18 protein-coding genes and 1 tRNA gene are annotated in these 20,542 nt (G+C 53.5%); 9 read left to right on the top strand and 10 right to left on the bottom strand.

Annotated features, from left to right (window positions below; genetic code table 11):
* Window positions 1-241: 241 nt before the first annotated feature.
* The 3 genes from SIB79_RS10330 to SIB79_RS10320 form a co-directional block, all read right to left on the bottom strand.
* Window positions 242-313 (bottom strand) — tRNA-Asn (locus SIB79_RS10330).
* A 23-nt stretch (window positions 314-336) separates the two neighbouring features.
* The gene (locus SIB79_RS10325) at window positions 337-1,014 is read right to left on the bottom strand and encodes an ABC transporter ATP-binding protein (protein WP_063404795.1); all 678 of its coding nucleotides are present in this window, start codon (window positions 1,012-1,014) and stop codon (window positions 337-339) included.
* A 41-nt stretch (window positions 1,015-1,055) separates the two neighbouring features.
* Complete coding sequence (locus SIB79_RS10320; protein WP_041384706.1) at window positions 1,056-1,319, bottom strand: hypothetical protein; 264 nt, start codon at window positions 1,317-1,319, stop codon at window positions 1,056-1,058.
* Between the two features lie 628 nt (window positions 1,320-1,947).
* On the opposite strand from SIB79_RS10320, the gene SIB79_RS10315 reads away from it, so the two are divergent.
* The 3 genes from SIB79_RS10315 to SIB79_RS10305 all read left to right on the top strand — a co-directional run bounded on the left by SIB79_RS10315 (window position 1,948) and on the right by SIB79_RS10305 (window position 4,999).
* Window positions 1,948-2,934, top strand: a complete 987-nt coding sequence (locus SIB79_RS10315) for a hypothetical protein (RefSeq protein WP_063404796.1) — start codon at window positions 1,948-1,950, stop codon at window positions 2,932-2,934.
* Between the two features lie 241 nt (window positions 2,935-3,175).
* A complete protein-coding gene (locus SIB79_RS10310) occupies window positions 3,176-4,804 on the top strand; it encodes a DUF2079 domain-containing protein (protein WP_236072712.1) in 1,629 nt (542 codons plus the stop codon).
* A gap of 18 nt (window positions 4,805-4,822) precedes the next feature.
* Complete coding sequence (locus SIB79_RS10305) at window positions 4,823-4,999, top strand: hypothetical protein (protein ID WP_155724705.1); 177 nt, start codon at window positions 4,823-4,825, stop codon at window positions 4,997-4,999.
* A gap of 118 nt (window positions 5,000-5,117) precedes the next feature.
* Here the strand turns inward: SIB79_RS10305 and SIB79_RS10300 are convergent, their stop codons facing one another.
* The 4 genes from SIB79_RS10300 to SIB79_RS10285 all read right to left on the bottom strand — a co-directional run bounded on the left by SIB79_RS10300 (window position 5,118) and on the right by SIB79_RS10285 (window position 10,677).
* On the bottom strand, window positions 5,118-6,530 hold the full coding sequence (locus SIB79_RS10300) for a DUF2079 domain-containing protein (protein ID WP_063404798.1): 1,413 nt from the start codon (window positions 6,528-6,530) through the stop codon (window positions 5,118-5,120).
* 77 nt (window positions 6,531-6,607) lie between these two features.
* The gene (locus SIB79_RS10295) at window positions 6,608-8,155 is read right to left on the bottom strand and encodes an ArnT family glycosyltransferase (RefSeq protein WP_063404800.1); all 1,548 of its coding nucleotides are present in this window, start codon (window positions 8,153-8,155) and stop codon (window positions 6,608-6,610) included.
* Window positions 8,156-8,552: 397 nt separating this feature from the next.
* Window positions 8,553-8,918: a hypothetical protein gene (locus SIB79_RS10290; RefSeq protein ID WP_155724706.1), complete on the bottom strand. Its 366-nt coding sequence runs from the start codon at window positions 8,916-8,918 to the stop codon at window positions 8,553-8,555.
* Window positions 8,919-9,087: 169 nt separating this feature from the next.
* Window positions 9,088-10,677: an ArnT family glycosyltransferase gene (locus tag SIB79_RS10285; protein WP_063404803.1), complete on the bottom strand. Its 1,590-nt coding sequence runs from the start codon at window positions 10,675-10,677 to the stop codon at window positions 9,088-9,090.
* 350 nt (window positions 10,678-11,027) lie between these two features.
* Between SIB79_RS10285 and SIB79_RS10280 the strand changes: the two genes are divergently transcribed.
* The 4 genes from SIB79_RS10280 to SIB79_RS10265 all read left to right on the top strand — a co-directional run bounded on the left by SIB79_RS10280 (window position 11,028) and on the right by SIB79_RS10265 (window position 16,610).
* Complete coding sequence (locus tag SIB79_RS10280) at window positions 11,028-12,680, top strand: iron uptake porin (protein ID WP_063404805.1); 1,653 nt, start codon at window positions 11,028-11,030, stop codon at window positions 12,678-12,680.
* Window positions 12,681-12,829: 149 nt separating this feature from the next.
* Window positions 12,830-13,798 carry a cysteine synthase A gene (gene cysK, locus SIB79_RS10275; protein WP_063404807.1) on the top strand — a complete coding sequence of 323 codons (969 nt, stop codon included), beginning with the start codon at window positions 12,830-12,832 and terminating at the stop codon, window positions 13,796-13,798.
* 23 nt (window positions 13,799-13,821) lie between these two features.
* Window positions 13,822-14,520: a J domain-containing protein gene (locus tag SIB79_RS10270; protein ID WP_063404809.1), complete on the top strand. Its 699-nt coding sequence runs from the start codon at window positions 13,822-13,824 to the stop codon at window positions 14,518-14,520.
* On the top strand, window positions 14,517-16,610 hold the full coding sequence (locus SIB79_RS10265; protein ID WP_063404811.1) for a phospholipid carrier-dependent glycosyltransferase: 2,094 nt from the start codon (window positions 14,517-14,519) through the stop codon (window positions 16,608-16,610). Before SIB79_RS10270 ends, SIB79_RS10265 begins: the two co-directional genes overlap by 4 nt.
* Here the strand turns inward: SIB79_RS10265 and SIB79_RS10260 are convergent.
* Window positions 16,589-16,834, bottom strand: coding sequence for an NAD(P)H-quinone oxidoreductase subunit O (locus tag SIB79_RS10260; protein WP_063404813.1), 246 nt, complete (start codon window positions 16,832-16,834; stop codon window positions 16,589-16,591). The genes SIB79_RS10265 and SIB79_RS10260 overlap by 22 nt on opposite strands.
* On the opposite strand from SIB79_RS10260, the gene SIB79_RS10255 reads away from it, so the two are divergent.
* The gene (locus tag SIB79_RS10255; RefSeq protein WP_081215703.1) at window positions 16,833-18,152 is read left to right on the top strand and encodes a cation:proton antiporter; all 1,320 of its coding nucleotides are present in this window, start codon (window positions 16,833-16,835) and stop codon (window positions 18,150-18,152) included. The genes SIB79_RS10260 and SIB79_RS10255 overlap by 2 nt on opposite strands.
* Before the next feature lie 28 nt (window positions 18,153-18,180).
* Entirely contained in the window at window positions 18,181-19,122 is a 942-nt protein-coding gene (locus SIB79_RS10250; RefSeq protein ID WP_063404815.1) for a TIGR01777 family oxidoreductase, read from the top strand.
* Here SIB79_RS10250 and SIB79_RS10245 read toward each other — a convergent pair.
* Both SIB79_RS10245 and SIB79_RS10240 read right to left on the bottom strand, forming a co-directional pair.
* Window positions 19,064-19,333 carry a hypothetical protein gene (locus SIB79_RS10245; protein ID WP_011131337.1) on the bottom strand — a complete coding sequence of 90 codons (270 nt, stop codon included), beginning with the start codon at window positions 19,331-19,333 and terminating at the stop codon, window positions 19,064-19,066. The genes SIB79_RS10250 and SIB79_RS10245 overlap by 59 nt on opposite strands.
* Window positions 19,330-20,541 (bottom strand): lipid-A-disaccharide synthase-related protein, encoded by a 1,212-nt coding sequence (locus tag SIB79_RS10240; protein ID WP_063404817.1) that lies wholly within the window; start codon window positions 20,539-20,541, stop codon window positions 19,330-19,332. The genes SIB79_RS10245 and SIB79_RS10240 overlap by 4 nt, the downstream gene beginning before the upstream one ends.
* Window position 20,542: the final 1 nt, after the last annotated feature.

The raw sequence follows: 20,542 nt of genomic DNA, 5'->3' as shown, positions 1-20,542 counted from the left end.
GCTGTGAAGTCAGCGCTTGTCAGATTCTCTCAAGATTTGCTTTGAGGTGCATCATTGGCATCTCTGTGGGGGCATAGAGCCCAATCACTGAAACTCCCATGCAGACTGAACTTTTGACTGGCTGACGAATTCCTTAAAGGCGTCCTCTTTTTAGGAAGTCTTCCGAATCTGTCCATGCACTGTTGTGGATGCCCTCTAACAGGCAATCAAAAACCACAGCCACCGGCTGTGGATCTGAAAACTCCCCGGGCGGGATTCGAACCTGCGACCAATCGATTAACAGTCGACCGCTCTACCGCTGAGCTACCGAGGATTGCAACCCGAAGAACCTACCCTTCATCCCCGCCGACCTGCAAGGGGTTGGAGGTTTTGTCTTAGCTGATGGCCAGATTGCCAGGCTCCTACTCGGCCGTGTTCCATCCTGGCAGCCCCATCAGCATGGTCGAGCTCTTCGAGGCGATGGGTGACCCAAAGGGCCGTTAGGGGTGCGTGGGAGCGATGGCAAAGCTGTTGAACTGTTGCCAAAATTCTTTGTTGGCTTGCTGGGTCTAGGAGTGCTGTTGGTTCATCCAGCAGCAGCAGTGTGGCTTCACTGGCCAGGGCGCCGGCAATTGCTAGGCGTTGTTTTTGGCCTCCGCTAAGGGTATGAATCGGGCGCGATTCCATGGCGGCCAAACCAACCTGCTCTAGGGAATCGCCAATGCGCTGTTGGCGTTGTTTGATTGGGATGTCGCTAGGTAAATTCAGCAGCAAGTCGCTGCCGCAACTTGGCAACAGCAGTTGATGGTCAGGGTTTTGAAACACCAGAGCAGGTTTGAGCATGCAAGTCACCTGACCATGCTGTGGCTGTAATAAACCGCTGATTAGCTTGGCAAGGGTGCTTTTGCCGCTGCCATTGCTGCCTACGAGCATCCAAAGGCCTGGTTCTGGAATTGCAAAACTGCATTGGTCCAAGGCTTTTGTGCCGGAGGGCCAAATGAAGCTCACCTGCTCAAAACTTAGGAGGGGGGCCATCTCTCAAGATGCTTTGATCAGCGTTCTCGTCCACCATGGCCTCAGGTTTCAAAGGAAAAGCCAGGCCGCTTACTGCCTCCAGTTGCTGCTGTTTTCTCATAAAGCTGAACAGCAACTATTTCACTGACCAAAACAGTGACTTTCTTGTCTTCGACTTTTTCGCAACTGAGCTCCAGAAGGTGAGGCTGACCCCTCTCCAGGCATTTGCGCACTTGCTGGTAAACGGCTTCCGCATCTGTCAATGCTTTGCGCTGCACAGATACCGGCAAGGGGCTCAATTTGAGGGCCAGCTCAATGACGTACACGGACAACGTTGACAGGATTGCATCATTCTTGCGAATCAAGCTCCAGCATTTGCCATGCAGGCCAAAGTGGATAAGTATTTACACTTAGCAATCAATCGTTTGCTCGAGCGGCCTTCATGCCCCCTTTTTATGGGGTCAGTGTCCAGTTGGAGTGATGTGGACAGTCAAGGATCTTTTGCTCGGATGGGTGATGTGTGCCCCTTTAGGCTTTGATCTTGTCGTGTCGGCATTGTTTGTTTGGGTGCCGATCTGCAGCTCACCGATTTCGTCTCACAGGAAATCTGCGCCCCCTGAGGAGTTAGAGCTCGACAGCTTCTCGCTTGAGTATTGATTTTTGATTGCAGTAATTAGAGCCTGGAAGCCCTTTGTGGGCAAGTATTTTTAAAATTGTCTTCCCCATTATGATCTGCTTGCTGCAGGCAATGCTGTGCGATTTATGGCATCAAGGGCTGGATTTTAATTTTAAATCAATCCCTAGTGAGCAGTGAATTTATTGATTGAAGTCCTTTGCTATGAGTCTTTTGGCGAGGCCAATGGCCTAGGTGGCTGTGATGGGCTTCTTCTCTTGACTATCACGCGGCCAATTAAGATTGTATTAATCTTCCCTTAAGACACAGAGCAGTGCCTAATGAGTACTCCCCTTCCGTCGAATTCCCAGGTTCAGCGAGATGCTGGTGATTCTCTTCGCGAGAGCGTGGTTAGACAAAAGCTTGTGCAACGTATTTGCGGCCAGGCTGTTATCTATTTTGGGGCATTTATTGTTGCAGTTTCGCTGTATAAATTTGTCAGGGCTTTCTCGTTAGATGTCTCTCCTTGGCCTGAGCTGCAGCTTGGAGTCGCTGGTCTGTTGTTAGTTTTTTTAGGTAATTTTCTGCGACGCTCAACCTTCTTAAAGTCTTTGCTTTCGGAGTTTAGTCCTTCGGCTAGAGCAAGTCGCTCTCTATTGATGTTGATCCTTGCATTATTTATTATGGGATCTGTAGCTCTATTCAAGCTGTCCGTTCAGGATGTTTTGCGTTACAAACGGCTGCTTGGAGAAGGAGGAATTCTTGAGTACTTGCAGGCTCTAATTCTGTTCACTTCTGCTTGGGTCTCTTGGCTGATTTCTAGGGACTTATGGAGGCGTCTGTTTATGCGCTTGCATGGAGCCATTTATGGGATGATTGCTTTGGGAATGCTTTTTGTTGGCTTAGAGGAGCTTGCTTGGGGTCAGGTTTTGTTCGGCTGGAGAACACCTGATAACATAGCTGCTCTTAATGCTCAAAATCAGACAACAATTCATAACCTCGAGTTTTTTCAAGATTATCTAGATATTAATCTTTTTCTGGTGTCAGTATTGATTCTGGTTTTGGTGTTTTGGCGGCCATCTTTTGGATTGTTTAAAGCAAGATCATCTCGAGAGGGTGTAATTCCTGCCGGAACATTTTTTCTGCCCAGGTATTTTTGGCCTCTATTCTTTTGTGCTGCGTTTTTGTCTTATTTTGTTGCTACCAGGTCAGCGACAGCTTTGGTTCTGAATATTGATCAGGAGTGGGCAGAGTTGATGCTTTATCTCTCCTTCGGCCTAGGGTTGCTGCGAACCTATGTCTTGCTAGCAAATCCGTCAGGGCGCTAAAATGGTTGATAGATATCTGCCGGTATTGAGCAAGTTACCGCCTGAGTCAGTGATGTTATGAGTGAAGGTTGTCTTTTGGTATTAAGTACAATTTTTTTTCGCCTATTATTCCATTGATGACTGGATTTGGGAAAGTCTCTAACCAGACTGTCTCTGCCCTTTTCTCCTGGTCTTTATCCTTCCTTAGGATGGTATTTGGCGGCTCTCTAGTATTCATTTCGGCAGCTGAGGAATGATGCGAATGTCATCTCTTGTCAGTGGGTTGAGGTCTTATCGCAGAGACAACTTCCCTTGGGTGGTTCTTGGGATGGCTGGCGGCTTTTGGCTGGTCGGACTGCTGCTTCAGTTTTGGCGTCTTGAAAGCCTGACTGCTACTTACGACCAAGCTCTTTTTTTGCAGGAGCTTTGGTCTACTGCTAGGGGTCATTTTTTTGAAAGCAGCCTTTCGTCGGAGTTGTCGGCAGCTGTTGCCAATCAAGATGCTTTGCCAAGCATCGACTATCTCCATCTTGGCCAGCACGCCAATGTGCTGACTGTGTTGGCCGCGCCCTTAGTAGCACTCTTTGGTCGCTGGGCCTTGCCGTTGATTCAAGTGGGCCTGTTGGCTCTAGCAGGTTTGCTGTTGTGGCGGATGGCGTCGGCCCGATTGTCGCGACCCTTGGCGATTCGCTTGACCGCGTCCTACTACCTCAGTGGAACCGTGATTGGCCCACTTGTTGAAAACTTTCACGACCTTTGTTGGTTGCCATTACTGGGCTTTTTGGTTGTTGATGGTCTCCTCAAGCAGGGGTGGCGCCAGGTTATGGCTTGCAGTTTCCTGATGCTGTTGGTGCGTGAAGATGCGGGTCTCACCCTGTTTTCACTTGGATTGTGGGCATCGCTTCGTCGACCTGGTGCACGCGCTATCGGCCTCATGGTCATGGCGATGTCGTTGGTTTATGTGGCAGTGATGACTGGCTGGATTCAGCCCCAGTTTGATTCCTCCCTGTCTGATCGCTTCCTGCAGGAAAAGTTTGGGCATCTTTTGCAAGGCCGCACTGGTGGGACCTTCACCGTTCTATGGACGATGGTGACCCATCCGCTTCGTTTGCTGGCGGCCTTGGTGTCTCCCCCTGGAACCACCTTGGCTTTTCTGCTGGCGCCAGCGTTGCCTTTGGCCTTTATCCCCTTTGTCTCGCTGGATGTGGCCCTGATGGTGGCTGTGCCTTTATTCATCGCCTTGGTGTCCCAGGGCATGAGTGCGTTGTCGGTAACGCTCAGGTATGTGCTTGCTTTGGTCCCAGGATTATTTATGGGCGCAATGCTTTGGTGGCAGGCCCATCCAGGTTTCTGGTCTCATCTTTGGTTCCGGCATTTCTGGACAGGATGTCTTGCCCTAGGGCTTGTTTTGACTTTGGCAAGCAATCCCCATCGCACGTTCTCCGCTCTGGTACCGGATAGCTTTAGTCCATTCGTTCATGTCTCGCCGGTCGCCATGCTGCAGCGAGCTGCAACGGCCCGTCATGCCGTTGGGCTTGTGCCAGATAACGCCTCGGTCGCTGCTGATACTCCTTTGTTGCCGCTGCTGGCGGAACGGGAAGTTGCCTTGCGCTTCCCGAAACATATCGAGTACTACAACCGTCAGGATCAAATTGAATCGGTTCAATGGGTCTTGGCTTTCCCTGGCTATTACCGTTCGTTGATGCCACTGTTTCGCCAGGAAACGTCTCGTTGGCGATCTATCAATAAGGCCTTGCAGGAACTCATGGAAGAGGGGCGTTACGGGGTGGTGAGCTGCGCGGATGGGTTGGTGGTTTTGCGCAATAGCGTTGATTCCTCTCCTGATGCAAGACGTTGCCTTGATGCATTGCTAGCACTTGAGCCTGGATGAAATAGAAGGGTTAAGAACGTGCCTTCTGCTCGATTCCGGTTACTGTTGATTTGCTTTGGCAATAGCGAAGTGACTTTGCCTGAAATAGGCATTCGTCGCATGCTTCGTGAATTGTCGTTATCCCCAAAGGAGGAGGTGCTCATGAGTTCCAGTTGTTCGATGCAGGGTCTGCTGATCGCGGAGAACGCCGGCTGATTTTTACACCTGTTCCCTGATCAAATGGTTCCGCGCCAGAGTGGACCCGACGAGAGCCCCCTCCATGTATTCATGGAGGGGGCATCGTTTTGCAGGCTTTTAATCGAGTAAGGCGGTCTTAAGGTTGTTTGATCGATTTGTGCTCGGACCGCTGACAAAGTTCCAAGCCGTTGTCCCAGCTTTCGCACCACCAGCCAGCTTGTTTGGCTTTGCTCAACAGCTTCTGTTGATGTTTTCGGCTGGATCCCCAACCTGGATCTTTTGGGTTGAGAAGCAGTACATCAAAGCTTTCTAGATCTAAAGACTTTCCTTTGCGGCGGGGGAAGTCAATTGCAATGCGTTGGCTGAGATGGGGGGCGAGATAGCTGGTAGTGGCAAGGCGGCTACTGCTAGGAATGTTTGCGATGGCTTCATGGGATGGGGTCAATGCATTGAGTCTTTCCAGATAAGGCCCACTAAAAAACCAGGGCTTAGCAAGGGCTACCCAGCAGATGGTGCTCCAGGTCAGTAGCCGCCAAGGAACAGCTTGTTTTGGGCGTACAGCCAGTCCATCGATGGCAGCTACAACAGCTATGACCGCAATTGGCAGGCTGTAGTGATGGATCAGTGTTCGTTGCGGTGACTCTTCCGATAGCAGATTCACCAGAATTAGGGGTAAACCTCCCATCAGAACGGGTAGGGAGTTTCGGCGCCAGAATGGAGCGACGGCAATACTGATTAACAGCAGATAGATCAGTCCGCCGATCCAATCCACATGCTCGATTAACAACTGAGGCTTTGTGATCAGATTGAAGAGAACCTCATCGAAACTGTCGCCTAGATAAGAGAAAAGGGCTCCGGCTGCCTTAGGGCCTCCAGTACTGCCTTTCAGCCAGGGGTAAAGCCAGTGATTGAGCATGGCCAACCAGCCCAAGGCCAATCCAATGGCTGCAAAGGCCCAGATCCATCGCTTACGCAAAGCCTGCTCTAACCCCAGGCCTACCACTACAAGCACAAGTCCATCACGGCAGCCAAGCAATAAGAGCAGTAAGCCAAACCAGAGCCAGGCTTTTTTGGCTCGACTGGCCCAGTAACAAGCTGCCAGGGCCGGCATCACCCATACCTCTGGGTGGAAGTCGAACAGATTGGCGTTGAACACCACTGGCTGCAGCCACCAAAGTGTGCAGATCAGCCAGCACAGTTTTGGAGTAAGGCCTGCTTGGCGGCCCACCCACCAAAGGGGTAGTGCTGTCAGGCTTAGTCCAGCCGCCTGGCTGGCGAGTAGCCATTGAACGCTGGCATGGAAGTGATATGGAATGGCTGCCAGATAGAGAGCCCAGGCGCCGTGATCAGCTAGCAGATGCACCCCTTCCATCGATGAATAGGGTGGCAATCCTTGACTGGCCAACCAGATCCACTGGTCGAACAGGCCAAGATCGTAAGCATTGCTCTGCAGCAGAGCATGACGTGTTGCGGCGGCGGCCCAAAGCAGCAGGAAGATTGCCAGGCAGGTGAGGCTCAGGCGGCGGGGTGGGCAGGCCTTGGTGTTCAAGCGGCAATGCTCGAGTTTGTTGAGCTTCCCATAAGCTTTCGACTCTGGTCAGACAGCATGTTGGCGGTGTAGATGAGCTATCGGATCAGTTCTTTGATTGGTACTAGATAGGTTTGATGCGGTATCTGTGGGCAGTAAGTGGAGTTTGGCTGCTCACACAAAAGAACCTGCAGGTTCTTTCTTGCATGTCCTTGAGTGAGAGGTTTAAAGCTTTCTTCCCAGTTAAGGCTGCCAACGAGATGGGTGGCACCTTGTGCAGACCAGGCTTGTAGCTGTTTCTGATTAATACTTTTGGCAGTGGTTAGCCAGCCTTGACGCCGTGCAAGGTTCAACAAGCTGGGATCATTGCCAGTCACGCTTACGATCCGGGCCTTGCTTGGTATCTCTTCTCGGATGCTTTGGGCTAATGGCATCCAGATTTCTATTTGTTGGCGCTCGAGAGCCCAATAATCAAAATTGAGTACAGCGAGGCTGATGGCAACAATCAGTGCAAGGTTGATGTTGATCAACCATTGGTGATGTAGCCCTTTGGATACGATTAACTTCGTTAAAGATTGCCAGCCCCGCCCCATTAATGGGCAGAGAAAAATCAATAGGGGTAGTTGATAGTACTCATGAATGGAGCTTGCTCGTAAGAAGACTGCTGTGCAGGCTCCCATGCTGAGTAGGCCTGCTGCCAGAATTTGACCACCTGCATTTCGGCGGCATTCCCACAGGCCAAAGATCACGATCGGTACACCCAGCACAGCTAGGTTGCGTACGCTGATTCTCAACAATAGGTTTAGCCAGAGATCGATATCCAGCAGCATGCTCAGGCTGCTGCGATCAGAGTTGTTGCCCCAGAATCCGAAGCTCAAGTCACTGGTTTGGCCAAGTTGATAAGCATGGCCATACCAAAGGGCTCCAATCAGTATTGAGCTACCCGCATACAGCCAAGCACCAGGCGAACGTGCAAGTTTTTTTAAGTTTCGAATGAACGTTGCAAGGGGTAGTGCTGGTCCAAGTGGCTGAGGTTGCATTTGCACCACCAAAAGGGGTATGCCGAGCCAGATCAAGGGCAGCACTTTGATCAAGCAGGCAAGGCAAAATGCCAGCCAGCTGGTGAGTAGAGCCCAGCGAGAGCGCCGCTGTTTCCAGACAAGCAGACGCTCGATACTCAGTGCGGCCAGTAGCAGTAGAAGCGCTTCTGCCTGCAAAGTGCGGCCGTAGTAAACCCCTAGTGGCAGTACAGCGAAGAAGACCCCGCCCCACCAAGCGCTAATCGGATCAAGCAGGCGACGCCCGATGCGGATGATGAGCACGATGGTTAGTGCGCTAAATAAAACCGAAAGGCCACGCCCCAACCATTCGTGTAGGCCCGCAAGCTTGTAAAGCTGGCCAAGTAGATAGGGATATAAAGGGAACTCGCATTCCACATATCCTGGGCTGGCTCCACTCCAATCAATTTGCGGCAACCAGATCGGTGTGCCTTGCAGGGCAAAATGCCTTGCCATGGCTGCTGTATCCGCCTGGCGCCAGCTATGGATGCCGAGGATGGGAGCCTGTAGTTGGATCAGTCGCAGGATTACCCCTAAGCCCAAGGGAAACCAGATTTGTTGAGCCCAGCGGGCAACAGACTTCGCCATCAGCAACTGTTTTCAATCAAGGGGGATTCCAGATGCAACTGGATTAGGTGACATCGTTCCAGATAAACATCATCAGGAGCACTGCTATTTGAGCTCAAAAGGTATTTGCTACAACAGTTTTGTAGTCGCAGGTTGCTACTGCGATGTTGGTGATTATTCCAAGAGAGGTGTCTAGGCAGAGTTTGAGGCGATGATTGACCAGATCATTTGAAGTCACTGCAGTTGCTATCGAGCTTTGAACTGCCCTTTGTCTGTGGCTGGAATTTGATTGGCAAGTCTCTTTCTCCAAGCTGAACAGGAGTGAACGCCAGCAGGTCATAGAGGAATGTGAAGCCGTTGAGATCCAACTTGCTGATGACCTAAACACAGGTTTTTAGATCGATGACCAAACAGTTGTTCATTGCATCGGTGAGGTTCTTATTAGAGACGCGGCAAGCTGCAACTCGCGAGGCAATTTGCCAAAGATGAGCTGCATTTTTGAGTTTGGCTTCGTCAACGGATCTTGCTTGGCTATGCCTAGGTAGTGGCTTCTGGCAAGCAAATTCCGCTTGTTTTTTCTGAGTCGCTGCACTTCACTGAAGAATGGCAGCTTGGTCATGTTGGCGATGATGGCTACCAGGCCAACTGTGGCATCGAGCAGTCTTTCTTTCTTTGTCTTCGTTAAGCCTGCGCTGCTGAAACGATGAATGAGTTGGATGCGGTGATCTTGGTGGGTCAGCGCCATGAAGAGTGCTTCGATGCCGTGGTTTGAAGCGTCAGCCACCAAGGGTCGTTTGAGCTGATAGGGCTTCGCCAGAGCAAGCAGTTCCTTGAGCTGAGTAGCAAAGCTGTTGTCGCGTTCTTTGTGGTTTTGCCGAATCGCCTATAGGCGTTCTGTTTGGTGTATTCGGCAGAATGCGTGACAGGCTTCGGCTGCCCTAGATCGAGGCAAGTTATTGGGTTTGCGGGTCACAAAAAAGTAGGGCCCAGTCTTGCTTGTTTTGCGCAACCTTGCACTGCCGCTCCTGAGCCATGTTGCTGATTCGCTGGGGATTGCGCGTCAAGATCCATTGAGCGTCTGGAACAGCATCTAAGGAGCTGATGCGCTGGCCTGCATACCAGTTGAGGCTGGGCCTTTCATCATTCCCCTCGAGCACCACCTTCGCTCCCTTTGCTTGTGCGGCGAGCTGGGCGACAGGTTCAACGGGCCAGTTCTCATTGAGTTCCCAGAGCCAGAGTGAGGAGCTCATTAATAGGTATAGAGCTGCGACGCTTCCAGCCACCATGCTGATTGCGCCCAATTTGCGTTTGGCATGGGTTGGGCGCAGCATCAGCCAGCTGCCGATACTCCAGCCAACCCCAGCAGCGAGTGCAATACCGCTATAGGGATAAAACGTGAGAACTCGCCCTGATGCGCCGATTAGCCCGAATAGAACAAGGGTGACTCCTAGGGCCAGCCAGAGGAACGGAACATGTTTTAAAACTGCTGCACCAGGAGGATTTGTTAGACCCTTCCTGTGAATCAGCCAGGCCAGTGGTGCGCCACAGAGCAGTGCAAATGGAAGCCAGAGGGGGTGGCTGTACCAGGGGAGTTGGGTCTTCAGTGGCAGGATTGCAAGGGCCAAAATGACCTGCGTGCCCAGTGCCCATTTGCCCCAACGGCTGTGTCGTTGACTCCAGGCCCAGGCCATTGCGAAGGGCCATAGCAACAGCCAGGGCCAACCACCCTCCAGCATCTCAATGGCCGGGACTCTCCAGCCGAGGTCACTGCCTTCTCCAGCATCAAATAGAACGCGGCCTGCACCATCGCCTCCCCAGAGCCACAGCGCTCCAGTGCCTCGATGTAAGCCATGCCAGAGGTGCCAGGCGAGGCCAGGGATCAGCCCCACTCCAAACCAGCCTGCCAGTGGCCATCGCCACCATCGCCTGAATTCGCCACCCAAGAGCATAGGAATCAATGCTGCTGCTGCTGCTGGAAGCAGCAGAGGGGCTTTGAGCAAAAGCATGCCACTGCTGATGAGTCCTGCCCCCAGCGCTCTCCAGTGGTCCATTGGGCTGCGGTCGAGGCTTAAAACGAGTACCCACAACAAGGCCATGGCACTGAGTTGTGGACCATCGAGCATGGCTAGCCGACCATGTCGTAACACTGGCATCAGCGTTAGCAAAATTGCAGCTGTAGCAAGGCAGCTCGTTCGATCATTTGGTCTTAGATGCCATTGCACGAGCCCCCCTAGCGGAACAATCAGCGTCGATAGCACTGCAGGAGCCAGTCTCACCAGAGTGTTTGAGGGGAGCCGAGTTAAAGAGGCTTCGCCGTTGTTGTTGAGTTGGATGGCGGTAGCAATCAGCCAATGCAAACCTGGTGGTTTGTTGAGGTAGGGCGAATCCCACAGGGTGGGCAGTAGAGCTTCTGGGCCCTGCTTTTGGCTTAACTCAAAGGCCACTCTGGCAACGATGCCTTCATCAAAATCACGCAGGGGTAGATCTCCTAGCCCCACGAGTGCAAGCAGGCATGCCACGAACCACAGCAGTAGCAACCCCATAAGAGGAGCTCTACGAAGGGATGGCCTGTGATCAGCTGATATCAAGGGCAATGGTTAGCGCTGTTAGGCGAACATGGAATGGGGATAGGTGATGAGCGCTATCGATCAAATGTTCCTATTGGTTGGTTATTTACATCTTTTTTCCTTCTTCAGCTCGCCAGCGCTGACTTCAGCAGTCAAGTCAGCGCTTAATAAGCCGAGATGGGATGTTTACCGGCATAGTTTGACTTGGTGTTTCCGATACCGGCCATTGCAACCATTGATACATCTGTCACACCATGAGGTGTTTAAACAGAAGTTAATGACCAACATTGAATCGGCGCATTGCGCCTATCTGTGTGAGGAACCAAATGAAACTCTTCCAGCAATTGCTGGTGGCACCTGCTGCCTTGGGCCTGATGGCCCCTATGGCTGCTAATGCCGCAGACCTAGATATCAAAGGTGTGTCCGATTATTCGGCCTCCAGCGAGCAGGTCACCAGCATCTCCCAATTCCAAGATGTTTACCCAACCGACTGGGCTTATCAGGCTCTGAGCAACCTGATTGAGCGTTACGGCTGTGTAGCTGGCTATCCAAGTGGTAGCTACCTGGGCAACAGAGCAATGACCCGCTTTGAAGCGGCTGCTCTATTGAATGCCTGCCTCGATCGCATTACTGAAGTCACCGACGAACTGCGTCGTCTTCTCAACGAATTCGAGCAGGAGCTCGCCATCCTCAAGGGCCGTGTTGATGGCCTAGAAGCCCGCGTTGGTGAACTCGAAGCCACTCAGTTCTCCACCACCACCAAGCTTGTTGGTCAGACATCCTTCGTGATTGGCGCCAACAGCTACGGCGGTGATGCCGAAGATGCTTTTGGCAATGATCGTGATGACGAAGCTGCCAATGCAAGTGGTGCGACTGTCTTCAACTACGACATGCGCCTTGAGCTCAATACCAGCTTCACGGGTAAGGATCTGTTGAAGACTCGCCTGCGCGCTGGCAACTTTGCCGAATCCCCCTTCGGCGGCAATGGTTATGTTGGCCTCTCAGCCATGGAAGTGGCTTTTGGAGAATCTAATAAAGAGAATCAAGTCACCGTTGATCGCCTCTGGTATCAGTTCCCACTCGGCGAAGAGTTCACTGCGACCATTGGTGGCATGGTTCGCCAGGACAACATGCTTGCCGTATGGCCTAGCAACTATCCTGCTGAAACCATCATTGATTTCTTCACCTACGCCGGTGCTCCTGGCGCCTACAGCCTCACCAAAGGTGGTGGTGGTGGCATCTGGTGGGATGACAGTGACAGCGGCTGGAGCATTAGTGCTAGCTATGTCTCCGCTAACGCTGATAACGGCAACCCCAACCGCCGCGATGTTGACGCTCGTGTAAGAGGTGGTATCGGCACTGATGCTGCTGCTTCGAACGGCACTGCTCAAATCGCATATGCCGCTGAGCGCTGGGGTGTTGCAGCTGCTTACTCCTACACCTCTGGAGACAATGGCGCTGGCCTTTACGCGGGTAATGGCACACCTTTGGCGGTTTCATTGGCCGGAACAGGTACGACCAATTCCTATGGCTTGAGTGCCTGGTGGGCTCCAGAAGAGACTGGTTGGTTCCCAAGCATCAGCGCTGGCTGGGGTTACAACGACGTCAGCGACAACGATGACTCCGGTCTGATTGACAATGCGACATCCCAGTCCTGGTATGTCGGTCTTCAGTGGCAAGATGCATTTATCGAGGGCAATGTCCTTGGCGTTGCTGGGGGTCAGCCCACCTTCGTCACTGACGTCGACTATGACGACGATGTCGATGCCTCCGATTTCGTTGCTGATGGCAACTACGCCTTTGAACTCTGGTACAAGTTCCAGGTCACCGATAACATTTCTGTGACTCCTGCGGTCTTCTACCTCAGTCGTCCTTTGGGTGATCTCACCGATGGTGGTGGCCCTGTGTTCGGTGGCGGTCGTGATGACGACACCTTCAACAACTTTGGTGGTCTCGTCAGAACCACATTTAAGTTCTGATCGAAATGGCCCAACATCTTGTTGGGCCCCAGAACCTACTCCTCACAATCTCGATCAACTACCGCCCTCCGGAAACGGGGGGCTTTTTCATGCTCTGATCTTCATCGCTTTGTTTGGATGGGTCAGTGGCTCTCCCTTCACTATCATTTATGCCCATTGCTGCGGACATCACGGCCCTGGTTGGCCGAACCCCAATAGTGCGGCTGAATCGCTTGCCACAGGTCAGTGGTTGCCATGCGGAGGTGCTGGCCAAGTTGGAAAGCTTCAACCCCACTGCCTCGGTTAAAGACCGCATCGCGGGGGCAATGATTCAAGCAGCGGAGGAAGCTGGAACTATTGCTCCGGGGCGCACTGTGCTGGTGGAACCCACCAGTGGCAACACTGGGATCGCCTTGGCCATGGTTGCTGCCGCCCGAGGCTATCGCCTCATTCTCACCATGCCGGACACGATGAGTACAGAGCGTCGCGCCATGCTTAGGGCCTATGGCGCTGAACTGCAACTCACCCCAGGCAGCGATGGAATGACTGGTTCCATTGAGTTGGCAAAGGAGTTGGTGGCAACCATCCCTGAGGCTTATCTGCTGCAGCAGTTTGATAATCCTGCGAATCCGCAGGTGCATGAGCGTACAACCGCAGAGGAGATCTGGAATGATTGCGAGGGGCGGTTGGATGGTCTGATTACTGGAGTAGGAACGGGGGGCACACTCACAGGTTGTGCGCGTTTGCTCAAGCATCGCAATCCAAGCCTGCAAGTGTTTGCGGTAGAGCCAGCGTTAAGCCCTGTTTTGGCAGGCGGGAGCCCTGCTCCCCATCGCATTCAGGGGATTGGTGCTGGCTTCATCCCTAGCGTTCTTGATCTCTCTTTGATCGATGAGATCCTGCCGGTCTCTGATGACGACGCGATGGAGATGGGTCGGCGCTTGGCGAGGGAGGAGGGCTTGCTCAGTGGGGTAAGCAGTGGCGCTGCTGTTGCGGCTGCACTGCAAGTGGGTAGTAGGGCTGAGATGGTGGGCAAGCGTCTTGTTGTTGTCTTGGCAAGTTTTGGTGAGCGTTATCTATCAACGCCGATGTTTAGCGCTGCTTCGGCGGTGCCGGCGCAGCGTGATGGATACCTTTGATGTCTTCCTAATGACTGGTTTCTATGGCTGCAGATCCTTACCAGGTGTTGGGAGTAACCTCCACCGCTAGCTCGGCTGAGATCAAGGCTGCCTATCGCCAGTTGGTGAAAAGGCATCACCCTGACGCTGGTGGGGATGAGCAGAGGATCCTTGCGCTTAATGCAGCTTGGGAGGTTTTGGGGGATTCAGAGCATCGACGCGCCTATGACCGCACAAGAAAACATGGCGTTTCAGTTGCTGACGAAGCGCATCAGCGAGGGGCTCGCAATGCTCGTGCTAGTGCTGCTGCTCGAGCGACCAAAGGCCAGGCAGCAGCAGCAGATGAGGCTCTGGAGTGTTGGATTAAGCAGGTTTATGTCCCGATCGATCGATTGCTGGGGCAAGTGATCAATCCTTTTCCTGCTCAGTTTCGTTCTCTTTCGGCTGACCCTTACGACGATTCGTTGATGGAAGTCTTTTGCACTTACCTGAAAGACAGTTGCAATCGGATTGAAAAGGTGAATAGCCTTTATCGTGCTTTGCCGATACCGGCTTTAGCCCAAGGTTTTGGGTTGAGTTTGTATCACTGCCTCTCGCAGGTGGAAGACGCTTTGGCTGAGTTGGAGCGCTACACGATGGGCTATGTCGATAGTTACCTCCACGATGGTCGAGAGATGTTGCGGGAAGCCAAAAAGCGGCGTTTACGCTTAAAGGAGGAACGCCGTCGGCTGGAGATTTCGTGAAAGCTGCCTGGCGCTTTTGGTCGTTTATTGCTCTGATCTGGTTGCTGTCTACGGGCATCGATCGGATCTGGTGGCATCACTACGGCGGTATCCCCTCTTGGGATCAGGCCGATTACCTCAATAGCGCTCTTGATCATGGACGCGCATTAGGCCTGTTACCAGGAGGCCAATGGCAAGGTTGGAACGCGTTGCTGGATCTCTCCCCAAAGATTCCGCCCTTGGCTTCGCTAGTGAATGGCACTGTGATGGCAGTGGCTGGTGATGCTCCGGAGCAGGCAGCTTGGAGCCTTAGCTTTTGGCATGGGCTGCTCCTTGTTGCTGTTGCGGCATGGGGGTTGCGTTTGCGTGGGCAGGGGATGGCATTGCTTGCCGTTGTCTTTGTTGCCATGGCCCCAGCCTTGTTGGAGTTGCGCGCGGATTATGTGTTGGAGATGCCGCTCACTGCTGCAGTCACCTTGGCGTTATGGCGGCTGGGGTGTTGGTGGGATCCACAGCGAGGTGGACGTTGGGTACAGGCCCTGTTTGCTGCGGCTGCTTGTACGGCGGCACTTCTGGTAAAGCAAAGCGCGTTGTTGGTTTTGCTTCCGGCGCTGTTATGGACCAGTTGGTGTGCCTTATGTCGTACCAATCGCACCCGATTTCAGCTGCTGGCAGGTGTGGGTGTGTTTTTGTTCGGCCTGGGTCCTTGGTTACGTCACAACTGGATCACAACGCTTGGAGGAACGAATAGGGCCGTGATCGAATCGGCGGCTAGGGAAGGGGACCCTTCTCTATGGACCCTTGAAAACTGGCTTTGGTATCCACGTTTGTTGCCGGCGCAGTTAGGCCCTGTTCTGCTCATCGTTGGCCTCAGTGGTTGTGTGCTCTGGTTGGTCATTCACTGCCGCAGCCTTGGATCTTCAACACAGACAGCAGTGTCTTCTGATGAGCCATTGGCTTGGCGTTGGCTGATCGTGACTCTGCTGGCTGGTTGGTTGTTCACCAGCCTCAGTCCGAATAAGGGTGATCGATATATCACTCCACTGCTCCCACCATTGCTTTTGTTGCTTGCTAGGGGTTGGTGGCAATGGGGGCTGTGGGCGAACCGCCGCTGGCTGAAGGGCTCCTGGTTGATTTTGCCTACGACCCTCTTGGCGGGGTTGTTGGCCATCCTTCCTTCAGCTTTGTCGGCTCAGATCACTCGTTTGTCAGAGCGCCACAAGGGGCCTGTGGAGGCCATTGTTCGGGCGGCTGGAGGCGCTGATCCCAATGGCTTGCCCACCACAATCATCGTGGTGCCCAGTACTCCGGATCTCAATCAGCACAATGTCAGTTATTTCGGGCGCAGACGGGGTGGTCGATTGGTAGGTCGCCAGCTTGGTAGTAGTGCAGGTGATGTGGAGCCGGTGCTGCAGCAGGCTGAGTGGGTTGTGCTTGCAGAGGGAGATCAGGGCTCAGTTCGAGACACTGCGGCACGCCTTGATCAGGCTGTTCGCAGCAGTGGTGTATTTGTTGAGCTGCGCCGTTTTTCACGGCAATCTGGCGGCAGCTATTCCCTTTGGGCACGCAGTTCTGGGGTTCCTAGGGCAGCAAGCTTTGCTGAGCGTTTTCCCTCTCTGGCCCAGGGGTTGGCGAAGGGACCTCAAGGGCTTGAGCCAGTCTTTGATGCGGTCTCTGTCGAACATATGTTGGATGGTCATTTCAGTTATCGAACTGAAGTGCGAGAAGCCGCAATGCGGCGTTTGCTTGATAATCCTGTTGATAGCGATGCCCGCTGGACATTGGCGCTTTTGGCAGTGTTGGCGAATCGCCCTGTTGAGGCAGCGACTCAATTCGCCGTCTTGGAGAAACGACTACCAGAGAGTCCTTGGCCAAGTGTTTATCGCAGTGTGGTGATCCTGGCGGGCTTGAATCCCTGGCAGGCATCAGCTGTGGCTGATCGGGCCCAGCGCAAGCATCCCAATGATCTATTGGCCGGTCTTGGTGATCTCAGTGGGGTTTTGGCAGGAGCTTTGTGGCGTTTGCCTGCGGCCTCAGGCTCGATCCCTAAGGCTGTGCAACAGGTTGAGGAAGCGCTAAAGCCCTCTTCTCATGAGAAGGGTTCCAGCTGATCGATCCGTAGCCACACGTCCGGAACAGGCATGCGCCAGCGCACTTGCCCATAGCCCTCTTTGACGGCCAGCAGTTCACCTGGACCTTCGAAAATGTAGTCGGGGGGAGAAGGGTCACTGGCCGCTGCTTCAGTGCTGCTGCTAAAGGCGTGCCTATTGACCCGAACAAGGGATCCTTTCTTGAGGGCTGCCGTGGCCTTTGCTGGTGCAGATGTTTCGGCCATGACGTTGTTTTCTCTAAGACTCAGGCTAGAACCTCCTCAGGAACACCAACATTCTGATTTGGGTCATTCACTCGCCCTCTATTTTTTGGCCTTCGGAGCTCTGTTGCTTGTAGCCGTGCTTCTCGATGACCTGGCGGCTCGCGTGAGGGTTCCGGGGATCCTGATGGTGCTGATTCTTGGTTTGTTGGTTGATAACCATTTGACTGTGGCTTCGGATGCGGCTGATGCGCTCCCTCCCTTGCTTTCCTTGGTCCACGCAGATCAAATCACGCAGGCAGCACTTGTTTTAGTGCTTTTCTTCGGGGGGCTCACGACGAATTGGGCAGAGATGCGCTCTGTGATCCCATCGGCCCTAAGGCTGGCAACTTTTGGTGCTTTATTCACAGCCCTTCTGATCACCTTGGCGATGCTTGGATTTGGCTTGGCCGAAGGGAGTGCTGGTTGGGTGGTGTTGTTCCCGCAGGCTTTGTTCGTGGGCGCGATGTTGTCCAGTACGGATGCATCTGCGACCTTTGCTCTCTTGCGGCCTCTCGCTGGACGCCTACCTAAGCCTGTTTTGGACCTGATTGAGACGGAGTCGGGCTTCAACGACCCTGTCGCTGTGGTTTTGGCAGGGGTGGCAATGGCTTTAGCAGGCGGGGAGGGTGTTGCTCCGGCAGCTTTGGTGACTGTGGTGTTACGTCAGTTTCTGTTGGGCATCTTGCTTGGCTTTCTCGGGGGGAGTCTCACCACTCAGGTGCTCGGTAGTCGTAGGTCTCTGAATACCAATTCCATGTTGCCAGTTGTGAGTCTTGCTTTGTTGATGGTGCTTGCAGGTGGAACCACCTTGATGGGTGGCAGTGCCTTGTTGGCTGCTTATGTGGCGGGGCTTGTGCTCGGCAATGGTTCAAGCACCGATCAGTTGGTGCTTGCGGAGGCCCATTCCAGTTTTGCAAAAATGGCTGAACTGCTTTTGTTTCTTTGTATGGGGCTGGTGGTTTCCCCTGAGGACGTTGTTCGAGCAGCTGGCGGAGCATTCCTACTGTTTGTCTTGATGCAGGTGGTGCGTTGGTTGATTGTTCACTTTCTGCTCTTACGCAGCTCATTTTCGTTAGGGCAGCGGACGTTTGTGTGCTGCGCTGGCCTGCGTGGTGCGGTGCCTATTGCTTTAGCGATTCAGGTCTGGGCTTCGTCGTCGGTGAGTTGGGGAAAAATCATGCCTCCCCTAGCCCTGGCGGTGGTTTTGTTCGGATTGTTGTTCCAGGGGTTTGCTTTAGTGCCTATTGCAAATCGCCTTGGGCTAGCTAGTCCACTCGAGGCTCCGCTCTCAGCCCCTTAGTCTCGCGGCCAATGCCGTCAGTTCTTTTATGCGCCTTCTACTTGTTGGTTGCACAGGTTTTGTCGGCCGTGAGCTGGTCCCCCAGTTGTTGGCAGCCAAGCATCAGTTGATCTTGGTCAGTCGCAAGGCTGCCTCTGGGTTCGATCAAGAGCGCCAGGCAGGGCAGTTGGAGTGGCTGCAGATCAATCCGGCGGATCCAAACAGTTGGCTCGATGGCCCACTACTGACTGCCTTGGCCCAAGTAGAAGGAGTGGTGAACCTGGCCGGAGAACCGATCGCTGAGCAGCGCTGGACAGCTGCTCATTGTCAGAAGCTGGAGTCGAGTCGTTTGGACACAACCAGGGCATTGGTGAAAGCCATGAGTCAACTCAAGACACCACCAAGAGTGCTCTTGAATGCCTCTGCGGTGGGCTATTACGGCACCAGTCCAGATGGCTACTTCACGGAAAAGAGTCCTTGTGGACAAGATTTCCTCGCTCACCTTTGTGAGCGGTGGGAGGCTGCAGCTGCTGCTAAACCGTCTGCTACCAGATTGGTAGTAGTGCGTATCGGCATCGTTCTAGGGCCCGACGGAGGGGCTCTAGGCAAGATGCTGCCAGTGTTCAGGCTTGGCATTGGTGGTCCGGTGGGCAGTGGCCTTCAGTGGATGAGTTGGATTCATCGCACTGATCTGTGTCAGTTGATTGAAAAGGCTCTTAAGGACCGGGCTTGGTCCGGTGTGGTGAATGGGGTTGCTCCTGAGCCTGTCCCTATGGCTTCGTTCGCGGAGGTTCTCGGCAAGACTCTTGGTCGTCCAAGCCTCTTGCCGGTTCCAGGTCCGCTCCTCAAGATCTTGCTTGGGGATGGCGCTCGTGTCGTCCTTGAGGGTCAACAGGTGGTCTCAGAACGACTTGCAGGGTTGGGTTTCAGGTTTAAGTATCCCGATCTATGCCAGGCCTTATCCGCAGCCACCATGCCCACACCCCATTGATGAGGGCAGCGGTCATTAACAGGCTGATGGCGGGCAAAAATAGGGGCATCCAGAGTTGCTGAAACAGTCCTATTGGTTTCTCCACTCCCTGGCTTGCGGCCAGGATCGCTGTGACAAACCAGAGTGCTCCGGCAATCACTAGGAACACATCGATGATCAGCAGTCGGTCCAACCACTGTTTCCATTGGGGATCGGCAGAAGGAGTTGTCATTGATGTCTTTCAGTGAGCATGTTTGTAATGGCTTGGGCTAATCGTTGCCCGCCACCTGCCACCCCGAGTCTTTGCAAGGCCTGCTTCTGGCATTGTTGTTGCAGGTCAGGGTCCGCTTGGCTGCGTTTCAATAGCTCCAGAGTCAGTTTGGCAGTGTTCTGCAGGTTGAGCGCTTCGCCAGGCTTCCCACCAGCACAAAACACAGTGGGCCCGAGTAGTCGGCGCTGAGCTTCTGCGAATGCGGCGGTGAACTGGGGCCCCATTCCTGGAAGTTGTAGCACTGGCTTAGCGAGTCCTACCGCTTGTTCAGTCGCCGTGCCCGCCATGCTGATCAGGAGGTCGCTGCTCTGAAGGACCGCAATGAAACAGTTGCGTTGCAAGGTGATGTGTCGTTGACCGAGCACAAGCTTGGTGCGTGTTGCGTTGCCAAAACCAGGTTGCATTTGCCAGCCTTTTTGAGCGACTAATTGAGCCAGGCTGCTGTCGTCTAGAGCTGGGACCAGTGCAAGATCTAGGCTTATTTCATCGCGGGCTAGTAGTTGTTCTGGAAGATATTCCACCATCGCCAACAGCAACAGCAGGTTGTGTTCTAGTTCTGGGAGGCGGCTGCCAGGCAGAAGTCCTAGGCGATAACGGCAGCTTGGTAAGCGTGGTTGAGGTGTGAGGACTGGATCCATAAAGGGATTGCCCAGAAAGCTCACTGGGCGTTGAAGTTGAGCCGTGAGGTCTGTTGCGGTGAGCTCGTCGCGGCTGTAAACACCCAAAAACCGCTTACTTTTCAGACAGCTGCCACAAGGCCAAGGCAATCGCAGTCGACCTTCATAGTGACTGGAATAAGCCACTAGGTAGATCGCGACGGGACGGCAGCTAAGCCAAGCTGCCATCACAGGGATCACATCGCCAATCACCACCAGCAGGTCGTAGTGGTCTGCCACCTGCAACAAACGTCCCAGGCGCCTTAGGAGATAGAACACTTGGCCTTGTAGCAGTTCAGTCAGCCTGCCTCGAAGACTGGTGTATCCAAGCCCGCCTGTGCTGAATGCTTTGGCCTGTCCAAGGATTTTGATTCCTGCCTCGGTATAGGCATGACCATGACCGACCAAAGGCAGGGCCTCTAGTTGATGGCCGAGGTTGAGCAGGGTTTTGCCTAGTAGGGCACCTGAAAGGTCTTCCCCGTGTCCATTACTCAATAGCAGCAGCTTCGCCAAA

It is taken from the genome of Prochlorococcus sp. MIT 1342 (genome assembly GCF_047304495.1).
Lineage (GTDB): Bacteria > Cyanobacteriota > Cyanobacteriia > PCC-6307 > Cyanobiaceae > Prochlorococcus > Prochlorococcus marinus_D.
Note: the sequence above shows the minus strand (reverse complement) of the source record. Positions and strands in the feature narration are given on the sequence as shown.

Excerpts from the sequence above, each read along its gene's own strand:
- cysK (WP_063404807.1), top strand. The coding sequence starts at position 12,830 with ATGCCCATTGCTGCGGACATCACGGCCCTGGTTGGCCGAACCCCAATA.
- SIB79_RS10260 (WP_063404813.1), bottom strand. The coding sequence starts at position 16,834 with ATGGCCGAAACATCTGCACCAGCAAAGGCCACGGCAGCCCTCAAGAAA.
- SIB79_RS10325 (WP_063404795.1), bottom strand. The coding sequence starts at position 1,014 with ATGGCCCCCCTCCTAAGTTTTGAGCAGGTGAGCTTCATTTGGCCCTCC.
- SIB79_RS10255 (WP_081215703.1), top strand. The coding sequence starts at position 16,833 with ATGACGTTGTTTTCTCTAAGACTCAGGCTAGAACCTCCTCAGGAACAC.
- SIB79_RS10285 (WP_063404803.1), bottom strand. The coding sequence starts at position 10,677 with ATGGGGTTGCTACTGCTGTGGTTCGTGGCATGCCTGCTTGCACTCGTG.
- SIB79_RS10250 (WP_063404815.1), top strand. The coding sequence starts at position 18,181 with ATGCGCCTTCTACTTGTTGGTTGCACAGGTTTTGTCGGCCGTGAGCTG.
- SIB79_RS10270 (WP_063404809.1), top strand. The coding sequence starts at position 13,822 with ATGGCTGCAGATCCTTACCAGGTGTTGGGAGTAACCTCCACCGCTAGC.
- SIB79_RS10315 (WP_063404796.1), top strand. The coding sequence starts at position 1,948 with ATGAGTACTCCCCTTCCGTCGAATTCCCAGGTTCAGCGAGATGCTGGT.
- SIB79_RS10295 (WP_063404800.1), bottom strand. The coding sequence starts at position 8,155 with ATGGCGAAGTCTGTTGCCCGCTGGGCTCAACAAATCTGGTTTCCCTTG.
- SIB79_RS10245 (WP_011131337.1), bottom strand. The coding sequence starts at position 19,333 with ATGACAACTCCTTCTGCCGATCCCCAATGGAAACAGTGGTTGGACCGA.
- SIB79_RS10310 (WP_236072712.1), top strand. The coding sequence starts at position 3,176 with ATGTCATCTCTTGTCAGTGGGTTGAGGTCTTATCGCAGAGACAACTTC.
- SIB79_RS10280 (WP_063404805.1), top strand. The coding sequence starts at position 11,028 with ATGAAACTCTTCCAGCAATTGCTGGTGGCACCTGCTGCCTTGGGCCTG.